Below are 12,218 nucleotides of genomic sequence, written 5' to 3'. Positions count from 1 at the left end.
ATTCATAAAAAGGAGAGGCTTTTTGTTCAGCGCCCCAAAAGCTGGACATGGAATCCAGCATGTAGAGGTGCGCTTCATTTGCCTCTCCTTTGTCCTTTTTGCTTTTTATCCTATTCCTTTATTTGTTGTTTTGTTGCATCCCAAGCTGAGAAGAGATCCCAGATATCCACGAAAGCTGCTGTTGAAGCTGAGCCAGCCTTTTTTCAGCATCAGTGTATTGTTTGTAAATGCGCTTCTGCCTAACGGCGAGCTGTTCATCGAAATTTGAGATGCGCTTGTCAAGAGAAGAGATCTGATCTTCCCAGAACTTGATTTGGCTCGGGATTCTTCCCTTGGGTTTCGATGTCCCCCCTACGGCGACTGTGGAGGAGCTGACACATCCTTCCATAGTGGCGTCTAATCGCTTCATGACGGTGGTCATGAAGGTCTGAACTGCCTCAGGGTCCCTTTTCATGGCTTCCATAAATTTATCTGTATTAAACTCTAACTTACCGCTTTTACCAAAGTTGGCCTTTTCTGTGGAAATACCTAACTGGGAAAGGCGGGTATAGGGATCATTCATCCCTAAAATTCCCAACACTCCACTGAGGTCGGAGACGGACGCCTGTTTCCCGCTTCCGGCAGCGATGACAAGTCGATCCTCGCTCACCCGAGCTGTGGCCAGGGGAGGGGAGTATGGTTCTCCTTCAGAGTTATATCGTAAGTCATGAGCATTATTGATGCGGTCGGCTACGTCTTGGAGGGTATCCTCCGGCTTCACTGCAATAGCTACGCCGCGGTCTCCCACAGAGAGAGTGAAGGATGTATCGTTGGTGAGACCTTCTTCTTTAAGAGTCCCTAAAACAGCCTGACTGCCTGTCCTTTTTGTAAAGGGAATGAGGGCCGGGTTTCCTAAATCGTAGCGCAATTGACTTTTAATTTGCCAAAGGGTGGAGTCTCCATGGAGCTTTCCCCATTTGCGCTCAAAATCAGACTTAGGATTTTTAACAAGCTCCTCGGAGAGGCGGATATTAATCCAGTCCATAATTTCATTATAGGCTTTGACGAACTCTTGAGTTGACGTAACGGCTTTTTCCGCATCAAGAGATATGTCCATGGTCACTTTACCAGGCCCGTTGATAGAGAGGGTTACCCCTTCAAGAATGTCATTCACAGTATTGCTCGAACGGGTAATCTTCATCCCATCCACTATGAATTCGGCATCCTGAGCGGCAATATAGTGGTCGACATCATTGGCATTAAGTCCAAGTACATTCAAAACCTGGGCGCTATCTCCCTGATCAAGTGTGTAGACGTTAGCGTTAACTGTATACGATACCTTGTATTTTGACCCTTCTGCCGGTTTATTCCCGCCATCAATCCACGTTATTTTGTTACTTCCTTGCTCCACTGTGAAATCTGTACCTTCCACATAGGTCGTTTCACCTTGAGCCACAACAAGCTTGCCGTTGGCAGGGGCCTGTTTATCGAAAGAAAAATCCAGAAGGTCGGGGTCCCCATCAGCCCCTCGTGTGATTGTGGATGAAAAAGTTTTCTCACCCAACCCCGTTTCGGGGCTCTCCAGGATAATCCTGTTATCTACAATACGAGCCGTTATCCCCAAAGCTTCTCCTTTGGGCTGTCCATCTGCATCTAGTGTTATATCTGTAGCCTTGTTAATTTTATCCACTACTTTTTGGAGGGAATCCGAGGATGAGACATCTATTTGGGCTCGTTTCCCTCCAATAGAAATATAAAAGGTCTCGTCTGCTGTAAGTCCGGCATCAGCCATGGTCCCTTTAATTTGAGAGCTGAATCGAGTCTCCCGCGTCGCTTTTTGTAATATTTCGATCTCATGGCGACTGATAGCTGCTTTAGATGAAACCTCCGCCGTAACAATTGCGTTACTGTTGGCCCCTCCGCTTAGAACAATAAATTCAGCTTGTTTGCTGCTGTAAGTGCTCTCAAGTTTTAGGGGGGATAACGCCGTACTTGCTTGTTTAATAGAGGCGGCGAGCTCTTTGTAGAGCCCAATTTTGAGTTCCAGTGTATCTTTTTGCCTGAGCCACACCTCTTCGGGCTTCTTCGCTTTTTCCATAACTTTATCGAGCATTGCTCCCCAATCTATACCTGTAGCAACTCCAGGCATTGTAAAGAGCGGATCGTTCGAACTAGCCATAGCGTATCCTCCTTACTCTGTATAATCCTTTATATTAATTATCGGACAAAGAAGTGAATGTCTTGATAGAATTTTTGCACCACATATTCGGGTTTTCTCCTCTCATCGTGGTAGAATAACGTTTTAAGAAGGTTTTGAAGGGGCTGGTCCCATGATTGGAGTTATACAAAGAGAGTTGCAAGAGGCTATATGCGTTAAAAAGGCGGCATTGGCTCTATCCGAAAAGGTTGAAAAAGCAGCTAATATCCTCATACAATCTCTCTCCCATGGTGGAACAATATTTCTTTGCGGCAACGGAGGGTCTGCTGCTGACGCTCAACATTTAGCGGCAGAGCTGGTTGGCCGTTTTGAGAGGAACCGCAGGGCTTTGCCAGCTATGGCTTTGACGGTAGATACAAGCATTATGACGGCAGTTGCCAACGACTTTGGGTACGAGGAGATTTTTGTGAGGCAACTTGAAGGCTTGGCTGAGCCGGGAGATGTGTTAGTGGGCATCTCTACCAGCGGCCGAAGTTCCAATGTGGTAAAAGCCATGAAGTGGGGGCGTGAAAACAACCTCGAAACTATCGGAATGACTGGCGAGAAGGGTGGAGACATGGCGCCTTTTTCCTCTGTCCTGTTAGCGGCTCCTTCCCCACACACTCCCCGCATTCAGGAACTCCATATTACATGGGGACATATTCTATGCAAATTAGTAGAGGAGGCTTTATTCCCTCATGAACCATGAATTGGCTGTAATTCTGGCAGGAGGTCTCGGCACTCGTCTGCGATCTGTTGTTTCGGACCGCCCAAAGGCCCTTGCTCCTATTCAGGGTAAACCTTTTCTTCATTGGTTGCTTTCTTTCCTTTCGCGCAGAGGGATTGGTGAATGTCTTTTGCTTTTAGGCTATAAAGCCGAGCAAATTATGGAATACTGTGGAGACGGAAGGGCCTGGGGGCTCTCTATAAATTACAGCCTCGAGCCAGCACCTCTGGATAAAGGGGGGGCTTTGCGTTTCGCTCTTCCGCAGATACGCCACGATGATTTCCTTTTCCTGAACGGAGATACAATTCTGGATGTGGATATTCCGTCTATGTTCTCTACAAGCCGAGAACGTGGGTCTCATGTCCTTATAGGGCTTAGAAAATGGCCATCTATAGAGAGAATGGATCCAGTGGAGATCGATGGGGCGGGGAAAGTATTGCGCTTTGGGGATGTTACTATTCCTGCCGATGAAAGAGGAGAATGGTTTGTGAACGGCGGGGTATATGTAGTCAAGAAACACGTGGTAGAATCTCTTCCAGAAGAGCGTCTTTCTTGGGAGAAACAGGTTTTGCCGACGCTCTTGCGAAAAAAGCAGCCAGTTCATTCTCTCCAGTCCAGAGGATATTTTATCGACATCGGAGTTCCAGAAGATTATCAGAGAGCACAAGAAGAAATTCCTCGTTTTGTAGCCTCTCTGAAGGCTTAAAGAAGGTGTTGTGAATGTCTACAAAAGTTTTTATTACGGGAATTGGCGGCTTTATAGGAAGCCATCTTTCGGAATTTCTGGCACGTCAGGGCTTCGAGGTCTGGGGCTCTTATTTTCGCCCCACCAACGATATGAGCGTCCCTCGCCAGCATGCGAAAGGTCTTTTCAATATTGATCTCCGGCAACGGGATCATCTGGAAGAAGCCTTGAATATTGTTCGTCCGCACGTAATTTACCATTTGGCGGCTCAGAGCTATCCCATGGTTTCCTACAAACAACCTGAATATACAGTAGAGTCTAATATAATAGGAACTCTCAATCTCTTCGAAACAATGCTCAAGCTCGGTCTTCATGAGGCGAGGGTTCTGCTCGCTTCTTCCACGGCTGCCTACGGCTTCATTGATCCATCTGAGGCGCCAGTTACGGAGGATCAGCCGTTCCGCCCAGCTCATGTGTATGGTATGTCTAAGGCTGGTCAAGATTTGTTAGGGTATACCTACTTTAAGGCTCAAGGCCTTGACATTATCCGGATGCGGATCGGGAATTGCGTTGGAAGGCGACGGAGGGGGGAGGTGGTTTCCGATTTTACCATGCGCCGAGCCCAGATAGATTTGGACCTTATTCCTCCGAAGTTCAGAGTAGGGAATCTTTATACGAAGCGGGCTTTCCTTGATGTGCGAGACGCGGTAGAAGGTTTTCTGGCCTTGCAGAAAAAAGGGAAAAGCGGGGAAGCGTATAATATTTCCGGCGCTGAAGCCGTTTCTATGCAGCACCTTCTTGACGTGGTGTTACAAGGTTGTGAGAAAAATGTCCACGTTGTGGAAGACCCAGAACTGGTTCGAGCTGTTGACGAGCTTATTTACTGGAATGACCTTTCCAAAATAAAGAAAGATACAGGCTGGTTCCCTTGCCGGAAGCTCGAAGAAACAGTTGTGGATATGATCGATTGGTGGAAAGGCGTTTTACCTTGCGGGCGTTAGAGGGAGGAAACAAATATTGATAATAACCATTGACGGAAAAGAACTAGAGCTGAATTTAGATGATAAAGAGCTCCTATTGAAAGAGGTACAGCAACGGCTTCTGGACAAGGGGCGGATTCTTTGCTCTATTAAGGCGGACGGAGAAGAGATTGAAGAAGACGTTTTTCTTTCCCGTCAAGGCGTGGAAAAAGTTGATTTTTTAAGCACCTCCATTCGTCAGTGTGTATTGGAATCTCTGGAGAGTGCGGAATCTTATTTTCCTGCCTTGTTGAACGGCATGGAACGCATCGTGGAGTTTCTCGAGGGAGAAGAAACGGATAAGGCGTTAAAGAGCCTCCAGCAGGGGATAGAGGGAATTGGGTGGTTGCTGCATACTATGCGGAACTCTCAATTCTTGCTCGGCGCTGAGGATAAAGATCTTGCAGACGGAAATCTTAAAGAAACATGGGCACACCTTGAGAGGGCGTTGAAAAAGGCATCTCTAGCTTTGGAGAAGGCGCAGATGCTGGAACTAGCATATATTATTCGGAATGAAGTCATACCTCTTCTTGACGGACTGTCACCATACATAGAGGGGCTTCTTTCCTTAGCTCGCAGTGCCGTACAATAATCTTATGAAGCCGGCGGTTTTTCTGGACAGGGATGGCACTTTAATAGAGCATGTTCCGTATCTGTCTGAAATGAGTCAAATTAAGCTTGTGTCTCATGCTGTTGATGCTTTAAAAATTTTAAGAGATATAGGTTTTAGCATTGTAGTTGTTTCTAATCAGAGCGGCGTTGCCAGAGGATATTTTGATGAACCCTTCGTTCAGGCTTGTCATAAAGAAATTGAACGTATGCTTGAGGATGAAGGTGCCTCCATTGATGGATATTATTATTGCCCTCACCATCCCCTTTTTGGGGCTCCTCCGTATAAGAAACAGTGTCTTTGTCGGAAGCCGTCCCCTGGCCTGGTTATGCAGGCGGTGAGGGACTTGGCATTGAACCTTTCCTTGAGTTGGGTTGTGGGAGATAACGAACCGGATCTGCTTTTATCTCAAAATGTAGGATGTCCTTTCATATTGGTTCGAACTGGGTATGGCAGAACGATGGAAGAGAAGAGTAACGGAGACCTGCCAACAGGAACAGTTGTGGATGGACTGTACGAGGCTGCCCTCTATATACAGTCTCTCTGCGAGTGAGATTCAAAGAGGGGTATGAAAAAGGACTCCATGAGAGGTGTGTAACTTTTGACATTACGAAAAGGACTTGTCATCTTTTTAACATTGACTTTCGGCGTGAGCGCTATAGTCCTTCTTTCAAGTGTGGACGAGGAGACAGTCAAAATGCTCCTTTCCGCAAAGAAAATAGCGTTGCTTATGGCTCTCGCCCTCGTATTTTGCGCATGGTGTTTTGATGCGTTACGGTTTTGTGCTATCGCCAGAGCTGCGTCTGAAAAAGTGACTTTTCGCCTTGGGATTATTCTTACATGGCTTCACTACTTCGGCTGTGCAGTCACGCCAATGCAGAGCGGGGGCGGCCCCTTTCAGGTTTTTGTGCTTTACAAACATAAGATGCCTATTGGCAAAGGAGTTGCAATTACCCTTACTCGCACTCTATTAACCCTTTTGTTGCTTGGAATTGTGGTGCCCATCTCCCTCATTCTTGTCCCTGATTTTTTGGGAGAGGGTCTTTTTTTAAAGAGCATATTTACCTATGTGGCTATTTTTGTAACAGTATCCTGGCTCTTGGTAGTTCTCAGCCTGACTCGCCCAAAACTTATGAAGAAGTGGGGGCAAATACTAACTCTTTGGCTGAAAAAAATCGGTCTGGTTAGACCTCGAAAAGTGCTTTGCATTGTTCGTCGAGTGAATCACGAGATCGATAATTACAACGAGAATTTTAGGCTGTTCTTCTCGTCGGGCCTTCCTTACTTTCTTCAAGCCGTATTCTTCTCGGCGCTGCATCTGGTTTGCCTTTTCTCTGTCCTTCCCTGTCTCATCTGGGCTGTAGGTCTGCCGGTAAATTATTTTCAAGCTTTTATGACTCAGGCCGTGTTCTTGTTCGTCCTTTACTTTATCCCAACTCCGGGAGCGAGCGGTGTAGCCGAAGGTGGAGGAGCTGCTCTTTTTGGATTGTTGGTTCCATGGAATATTGCAGGCATTATGGCAATCCTATGGCGTTTCTTTACAGAATACCTGGCTATAGGGATGGGTACTATCGTGGCTATCCGATTGCTAGGTTGGGGTACGAGCGAGCAAATATTTAAAGAAGAAAGCGAGAAGTGTTCTCATCATGACGCATAACTCATTTCGCGCCAAAGTTTTCCATTTACGAGGGGGGTTGTGGACAGGACTGTATCTCCTCATCCTCTTAGGGGCTCGACCTGTTTGGGGAAGAGTTCTTCCCTCCCTTCTGCTTGTAGCGATAGGCCAACTCTTGCGTTTTTGGGCTGTGGGGTGTATTCAGAAATATCGTGGAGAACAAGTGAAAGCCGACCAGCTCGTTACGTGGGGGCCCTACGCTCTGGTACGAAATCCCCTTTACGTAGGGAACGGCCTTATAGGTCTGGGATGGGCCGTATTAGCAGGGCCTTGGGTTGTCGCACTCTTCCTCTTCTCTTTTGCGCTCATATATGGAATTTGGATTGTGCCTCATGAAGAGAGCTTTCTTCGAGATAAATTTGGGGAGCGATATAACGAATACTGCCAAGAGACAGGGTGTTTTTTCCCTGTCGCATGGCCGAAGGATCGCTTAAGAGGACCATATAACTGGGCGACGGTGTGGAAAAGTGAACGGCACTCTCTTTGGGTAACAATAGCTGGAACAGTGGTTTTATTATCTCGTTTCCGGTGGTGATAAAGAGTCATGAAGGTTGTGCAAAGATATGGAGAGATACCTGAAAAACAGTGGAGTCTCCTCGCTTCTCCTCTAGGAAACTGGATAGTGGAGTGGTGTGATGATGGTGTTATTTCTCTTTCGCCTAACGGCAAAAAAGAGTCGGCTTTTTCTCACGCTGTACCACCTGCATCGGTAACTGAGGCATGGAAAGCTTTTTGGGAGGGGAACCCCTTCTACATTAACCTCTGCCAAATCGCCCCTCTAGGAACCTTTAGCATGAGAGTATTGGAGATAACATCATGTATTCCAAGGGGAGAGGTGAGAACCTACCAGGAGATAGCTTCCTTGGCAGGAAATTCTTATGGCGCTCGTGCGGCAGGAAATGCTCTCCGGCGAAATCCCTGGCCTCTTTTTGTCCCCTGCCATCGAGTTATACGTAAAGATGGAAGACTCGGTGGGTACGCCGGCCCCAGCGGCACGGATTTAAAACGCCGCCTCCTTCAATATGAAATGGTGCCTGGTTTGAAAAACAGCCACTGCTCGTCCTGATAACGGAGAACAGTGGCTGAAAACGTAAGGTTATTTATTTCTCAGTAGGTATTTTCATAGCCGCGCCGCAACAGCGAGATTTGGCCGTTAAATGCTACTATTTATTTCTCAATGGGTACTTCCATAGCATCGGAGGATTCTGGTAAAATTTGCCCTCCATCAACGACAATAGTCTGCCCTGTAATAAATTTCGCCAGGTCAGAGGCTAAAAAGACCATGGCGTTTCCTATATCTTCAGGTTTTCCTAAAAATCCGAGAGGAATAGATTTCTTCATGGTGTTATAGTATTCCTCTCCCATACTGAGCAGCCCTTCAGTCTCAATGTTCCCTGGCTGCACGGCATTGATCCTAATGCCGTATCGGGCTAGCTCTATTGCGGCAGATCGCATAAATCCGAGCTGGGCGGCTTTAGTTGCCCCATAGTGACTCCATCCAGTATATCCAGTAACGGGGCCTGTAATGGAAGATGTAATAACAATATTGCCGCCCCCCTGCTTTTTCATATAGGGAATACATTCCTTGACAGCCAAGAACATCCCCTTCACATTAACTGTATTGATGTAATCCCATTCCTCTTCTGACATGTTCTCTATAAGGGACATGGGGAATATTCCTGCATTGCTGCAGAGAATGTCTATTTTCCCATGTCTTTCTATTGCAGTATGCACCATATTTTTAATATCGGTGGCTTTACTTATATCAGCGACTATATAGGAGATAGCGCCGAAATTCGATAGCTCTTTAACTGTGTTCTGGAGATCTTTTTCTGTCCGACCTGTGATGATAACAGTAGCTCCATGATTTAAAAAGGTTTTTGCTATCCCTTTTCCAATACCTTTGCTAGCTCCAGTGACAACCGCGAATGCCCCTTCGAGAAGACGCTCCACTAAAATCGCTCCCTTCGTAGTTTTGATAATTTATTCACATATAAAAGTATAGCATAAATTTGAATAAAAGTTAAAGGGAAATACAATACAAATAACAAAAATTCCAGCGCATAGCGTAGAGAAAAGAGTGTTTTTAGAGGAAATTGCATATAGAATATAGAACAAAAAAGAATCTTATCTTACAAGAAGATAAAAATATTTATTCTTATTGCCAATATATATTTTTTTTGTTACTATAATCTATAAACGTTATGTGAATAGAGTAACTATTCAATGAAATTGAGAAGTATTAAATCTAGGAAGGAGGTTTACGTTATGAAGGGGTTTGCTATGTTGGGAATTGGTAAAACAGGTTGGATTGATAAGGACAAGCCAGTTGCCGGTCCTTATGACGCTATAGTCCGTCCTATCGCTGTTTCTCCGTGTACATCAGATATCCACACCGTTTTTGAGGGTGCGATTGGGGACAGAAGAGATATGATACTCGGCCACGAAGCAGTTGGGGTTGTAACGGAGGTTGGGGCGGAAGTCAAGGATTTCAAGCCTGGAGACAGGGTTATTGTTCCTGCCATTACTCCTGATTGGCGTTCCATTGCTGTACAGAGAGGCTTTCCTCAGCACTCGAATGGTCTTCTTGCCGGATGGAAATTTTCTAACTTCAAAGATGGAGTTTTTGCGGAGTTCTTCCATGTAAACGATGCTGATATGAATCTTGCATTGCTACCTGATAGCGTTTCCTCCAAAGCTGCTGTTATGATTACTGATATGGTAACCACCGGATTTCATGGAGTAGAGCTGGCGCAGATTGGGTTTGGAATGAGCGTTGCCGTTTTAGGCATTGGGCCAGTGGGGCTTATGGCAGTAGCTGGATCCGCCCTTGCTGGTGCTGGACGTATTTTTGCGGTAGGAAGCCGGCCAAAATGCGTAGAAGTTGCCAAAGCCTATGGCGCTACAGACATTATTAATTACCGAAATGGAGATATTGTAGAACAGATTATGGAGCTCACCAATGGAGAAGGCGTGGACAGAGTTGTTGTAGCCGCCCCTGGAATTGATATGATCAAGAAGGGCGTTAAGATGGCAAAACCTGGCTCTGTCATTTCTAATGTTAACTATTATGGAGAAGGGGAAGACCTGTTAATCCCTCGGTTGGAGTGGGGATGCGGCATGGCTCACAAAACTATCAGAGGCGGCCTGTGCCCTGGCGGACGGGTTCGTATGGAGCGTTTGGCCTCCCTCGTTGAACATGGTCGGTTAGATCCGTCCCTGTTGCTTACCCATGAGTTTAAGAGTTTCGATAAAATGGAGGAAGCCCTTCTCCTTATGAAGGATAAACCAAAAGATCTCATTAAGCCTATCGTAGTTCTGGAAGATTAGGACTGAATTTATACTGAAAGTGGGGGCGCTTATTGGCCCCCACTCTTTTTTTTACATCCGAAGTAAGTATCCTCCGAAAAGTCGCTGCCATGTATCGTCGTAAATCTTTTTTGGGGGGACGGGTTTTCGTGCCAACCCTTCCGTTATGGCGGCCTGTGCTACAGCTTCTGCCACTCGTGGGGCTGTTTCGTCTGAGAACAGGTCTGGCAGAAGGTGTCGCTCGTTCAGACGCCGTTTGTCCACTTCGCTTGCTACAGCTTGAGCAGCTGCGATGAGAATATTTTTATTCAGCCCTGTAGCGCGAACGTCCAGCAATCCCCGTACAAGGCCTGGGTAAATATAGAGGTTTGGCATGGCGTTATAGGCTGCTGTCGTCAATCCCATAGCGATAATAGATGCCCCGGCAGCCTCAGCTTCCTCCCACGTGATCTCCGGCGTAGGCATGGACAAGGCGAAAATAATGGGTTTTTTGTTCATGGTTTTGATGAAGCTGGGTGGGAGTGTTCCTCGAGAGGAAAGGCCGACATACACGTCAGAACCTTTTATGGCCTCTTCCAGCCCGCCACGAAGTTTTTCAGGATTGGTGCGCTCTGACATATTTTGCTGTATGTGATTCATAAAAGGATTGTTTGCCCCAAGAATTCCCTTGCTGTTCAGAACTATTACGTTGGGAACACCCACGTAAAGAAGCATATCTGCCACCGCTATTCCCGCAGCGCCAGCTCCTTGTATAACCACTTTGATTTCAGTTATTTTTTTACCCACCACGGCCAGCGCATTGGTGAGAGCGGCCAGGACTACAGCTGCCGTGCCCTGCTGATCGTCGGAAAAGACAGGGATCTCAATGGATTGCAGCGCTTTTACAATATCGAAAGTGGCAGGGCTTGAGATATCTTCAATGTCAATAGCTCCAAAAGAAGGGGCTATGTGGCGGGCAAACTCTATAATCTCGTCTGTTTTATGAGTTTCGATACACATAGGAATGGCGCTAATATCTCCAAAGTTTTTGAAGAGAAGGCTTTTCCCTTCCATAACAGGAAGGGCCGCATGTGGCCCAATATCGCCCATGCCTAGCACGGCCGTTCCGTCAGAAATAATGGCGAGCCTGTTCCCTCTCCCTGTATATTCATAGGTTCGGTCATGATCTTCCTGAATCTCTAAAGCAGGGTAAACGCTTCCTTGCGCATAGGCTATAGCCAGATCGTCCTCGTTCCGAATGTTGATAGTCGGGTACGTCTTTACTTTCCCGCGAGCTCTTCGATGAAGCTCCAATGCTTTCTGTCTATCGACAGACACAACAATCCCCCCCTCAGTGGGCGTCTTTTATTCTTTGAATAAAGGCAAAAGAGCCTTGAATTCCGGAGTTCCAGACCTCTTCATCAGCTGATAAATCACTGTCTCTGTAGGAACAACAAGAGCACCTGCCTGAATCATAGTCTGCAAAGCCATCTCGTGATTATCATTCTTTCTACTGCCGCAGGCATCGGCTGCAAGCCAAACCGAGAATCCATTCCTCAATAAGTCCATAGCTGTGGCTAAAACGCAGATATGACTTTCTATACCCCAAAGGACAACTTGTTTCCGTTTATGCCACTCTAATTCTTTCACAAAACCTTCTTCATCGCAGCAAGAAAAGTGAGTTTTTTCGAAAGCGGGAGCGTGACCTTCAAGGACTTCCAAAATATCACTGTCTGTTCTGCCGAGCCCTTTCGGGTATTGTTCCGTATAGACGAGGGGGATCTTGAATACAGCAGCCGTCTGAAGGAGACGGAGAGTATTGGCTTTCACCTCACGATCGTTGGATATAGCTGGAAGAAGTCGTTCCTGGATATCTATGAATAGGAAGAGGGTTTCCTGACAGGATAGTTTAGAGAGATTCATCTTATTCCTCCTTAATATTGGAATTTTTCTCTTGTACCATAAAAAATATTGTAATATAACTCGTGTAATCAGACACACTTTATGTTATGCTTCTCCTCAATAACGTTTGATTTGT

General features: G+C 46.2%; 13 protein-coding genes. 9 read left to right on the top strand and 4 right to left on the bottom strand.

All coding sequences use genetic code 11. The features are described from left to right. Positions 1-118 precede the first annotated feature (118 nt). Positions 119-2,158, bottom strand: a complete 2,040-nt coding sequence (gene fliD, locus B3L97_RS07950; RefSeq protein ID WP_286934769.1) for a flagellar filament capping protein FliD — start codon at positions 2,156-2,158, stop codon at positions 119-121. A 151-nt stretch (positions 2,159-2,309) separates the two neighbouring features. Between fliD and B3L97_RS07945 the strand changes: the two genes are divergently transcribed. Genes B3L97_RS07945 through B3L97_RS07910 form a run of 8 tightly spaced genes read left to right on the top strand, consistent with a single transcriptional unit; the run spans position 2,310 to position 7,958 of the window. Beyond that, positions 2,310-2,885 (top strand): D-sedoheptulose-7-phosphate isomerase, encoded by a 576-nt coding sequence (locus tag B3L97_RS07945; RefSeq protein ID WP_286934767.1) that lies wholly within the window; start codon positions 2,310-2,312, stop codon positions 2,883-2,885. Then, positions 2,875-3,609: a sugar phosphate nucleotidyltransferase gene (locus B3L97_RS07940; protein ID WP_286934766.1), complete on the top strand. Its 735-nt coding sequence runs from the start codon at positions 2,875-2,877 to the stop codon at positions 3,607-3,609. The genes B3L97_RS07945 and B3L97_RS07940 overlap by 11 nt, the downstream gene beginning before the upstream one ends. Positions 3,610-3,623: 14 nt before the next feature. Then, positions 3,624-4,589 (top strand): GDP-mannose 4,6-dehydratase, encoded by a 966-nt coding sequence (locus tag B3L97_RS07935; RefSeq protein ID WP_286934764.1) that lies wholly within the window; start codon positions 3,624-3,626, stop codon positions 4,587-4,589. 16 nt (positions 4,590-4,605) lie between these two features. Next, a complete protein-coding gene (locus tag B3L97_RS07930) occupies positions 4,606-5,199 on the top strand; it encodes a hypothetical protein (protein WP_286847489.1) in 594 nt (197 codons plus the stop codon). Between the two features lie 4 nt (positions 5,200-5,203). Continuing rightward, on the top strand, positions 5,204-5,770 hold the full coding sequence (locus B3L97_RS07925) for a D-glycero-alpha-D-manno-heptose-1,7-bisphosphate 7-phosphatase (protein WP_286934763.1): 567 nt from the start codon (positions 5,204-5,206) through the stop codon (positions 5,768-5,770). Positions 5,771-5,818: 48 nt separating this feature from the next. Continuing rightward, positions 5,819-6,874 (top strand): lysylphosphatidylglycerol synthase transmembrane domain-containing protein, encoded by a 1,056-nt coding sequence (locus tag B3L97_RS07920; RefSeq protein ID WP_286934762.1) that lies wholly within the window; start codon positions 5,819-5,821, stop codon positions 6,872-6,874. Further along, the gene (locus B3L97_RS07915; protein ID WP_286934761.1) at positions 6,864-7,427 is read left to right on the top strand and encodes a methyltransferase family protein; all 564 of its coding nucleotides are present in this window, start codon (positions 6,864-6,866) and stop codon (positions 7,425-7,427) included. Before B3L97_RS07920 ends, B3L97_RS07915 begins: the two co-directional genes overlap by 11 nt. A 9-nt stretch (positions 7,428-7,436) precedes the next feature. After that, positions 7,437-7,958 (top strand): methylated-DNA--[protein]-cysteine S-methyltransferase, encoded by a 522-nt coding sequence (locus B3L97_RS07910; protein ID WP_286934759.1) that lies wholly within the window; start codon positions 7,437-7,439, stop codon positions 7,956-7,958. A gap of 101 nt (positions 7,959-8,059) precedes the next feature. Here the strand turns inward: B3L97_RS07910 and fabG are convergent, their stop codons facing one another. Beyond that, on the bottom strand, positions 8,060-8,845 hold the full coding sequence (gene fabG / locus B3L97_RS07905) for a 3-oxoacyl-ACP reductase FabG (RefSeq protein ID WP_286934757.1): 786 nt from the start codon (positions 8,843-8,845) through the stop codon (positions 8,060-8,062). Between the two features lie 315 nt (positions 8,846-9,160). Here fabG and B3L97_RS07900 point away from each other — a divergent pair, with 315 nt between their 5' ends. Next, positions 9,161-10,222, top strand: a complete 1,062-nt coding sequence (locus B3L97_RS07900) for an NAD(P)-dependent alcohol dehydrogenase (RefSeq protein WP_024821916.1) — start codon at positions 9,161-9,163, stop codon at positions 10,220-10,222. Positions 10,223-10,273: 51 nt separating this feature from the next. On the opposite strand, the gene B3L97_RS07895 is transcribed toward B3L97_RS07900, so the two are convergent. Together B3L97_RS07895 and B3L97_RS07890 are read right to left on the bottom strand one after the other, a co-directional pair. Continuing rightward, positions 10,274-11,518, bottom strand: coding sequence for an NAD(P)-dependent malic enzyme (locus tag B3L97_RS07895; protein ID WP_024821917.1), 1,245 nt, complete (start codon positions 11,516-11,518; stop codon positions 10,274-10,276). A gap of 27 nt (positions 11,519-11,545) precedes the next feature. Beyond that, entirely contained in the window at positions 11,546-12,103 is a 558-nt protein-coding gene (locus B3L97_RS07890) for a hydrolase (RefSeq protein WP_024821918.1), read from the bottom strand. Positions 12,104-12,218 lie beyond the last annotated feature (115 nt).

The organism is Aminobacterium sp. UBA4834, assembly GCF_002400205.1.
GTDB lineage: Bacteria > Synergistota > Synergistia > Synergistales > Aminobacteriaceae > Aminobacterium > Aminobacterium mobile.
The sequence above is the reverse complement of the archived record's forward strand: the minus strand, read 5'-3'. Positions and strand labels throughout refer to the sequence as shown.

What these genes read in the sequence shown, in the direction of transcription:
- fliD (WP_286934769.1), bottom strand. Translation starts at nt 2,158, where the DNA reads ATGGCTAGTTCGAACGATCCGCTCTTTACAATGCCTGGAGTTGCTACA.
- B3L97_RS07945 (WP_286934767.1), top strand. Translation starts at nt 2,310, where the DNA reads ATGATTGGAGTTATACAAAGAGAGTTGCAAGAGGCTATATGCGTTAAA.
- B3L97_RS07940 (WP_286934766.1), top strand. Translation starts at nt 2,875, where the DNA reads ATGAACCATGAATTGGCTGTAATTCTGGCAGGAGGTCTCGGCACTCGT.
- B3L97_RS07935 (WP_286934764.1), top strand. Translation starts at nt 3,624, where the DNA reads ATGTCTACAAAAGTTTTTATTACGGGAATTGGCGGCTTTATAGGAAGC.
- B3L97_RS07925 (WP_286934763.1), top strand. Translation starts at nt 5,204, where the DNA reads ATGAAGCCGGCGGTTTTTCTGGACAGGGATGGCACTTTAATAGAGCAT.
- B3L97_RS07915 (WP_286934761.1), top strand. Translation starts at nt 6,864, where the DNA reads ATGACGCATAACTCATTTCGCGCCAAAGTTTTCCATTTACGAGGGGGG.
- B3L97_RS07910 (WP_286934759.1), top strand. Translation starts at nt 7,437, where the DNA reads ATGAAGGTTGTGCAAAGATATGGAGAGATACCTGAAAAACAGTGGAGT.
- B3L97_RS07900 (WP_024821916.1), top strand. Translation starts at nt 9,161, where the DNA reads ATGAAGGGGTTTGCTATGTTGGGAATTGGTAAAACAGGTTGGATTGAT.
- B3L97_RS07890 (WP_024821918.1), bottom strand. Translation starts at nt 12,103, where the DNA reads ATGAATCTCTCTAAACTATCCTGTCAGGAAACCCTCTTCCTATTCATA.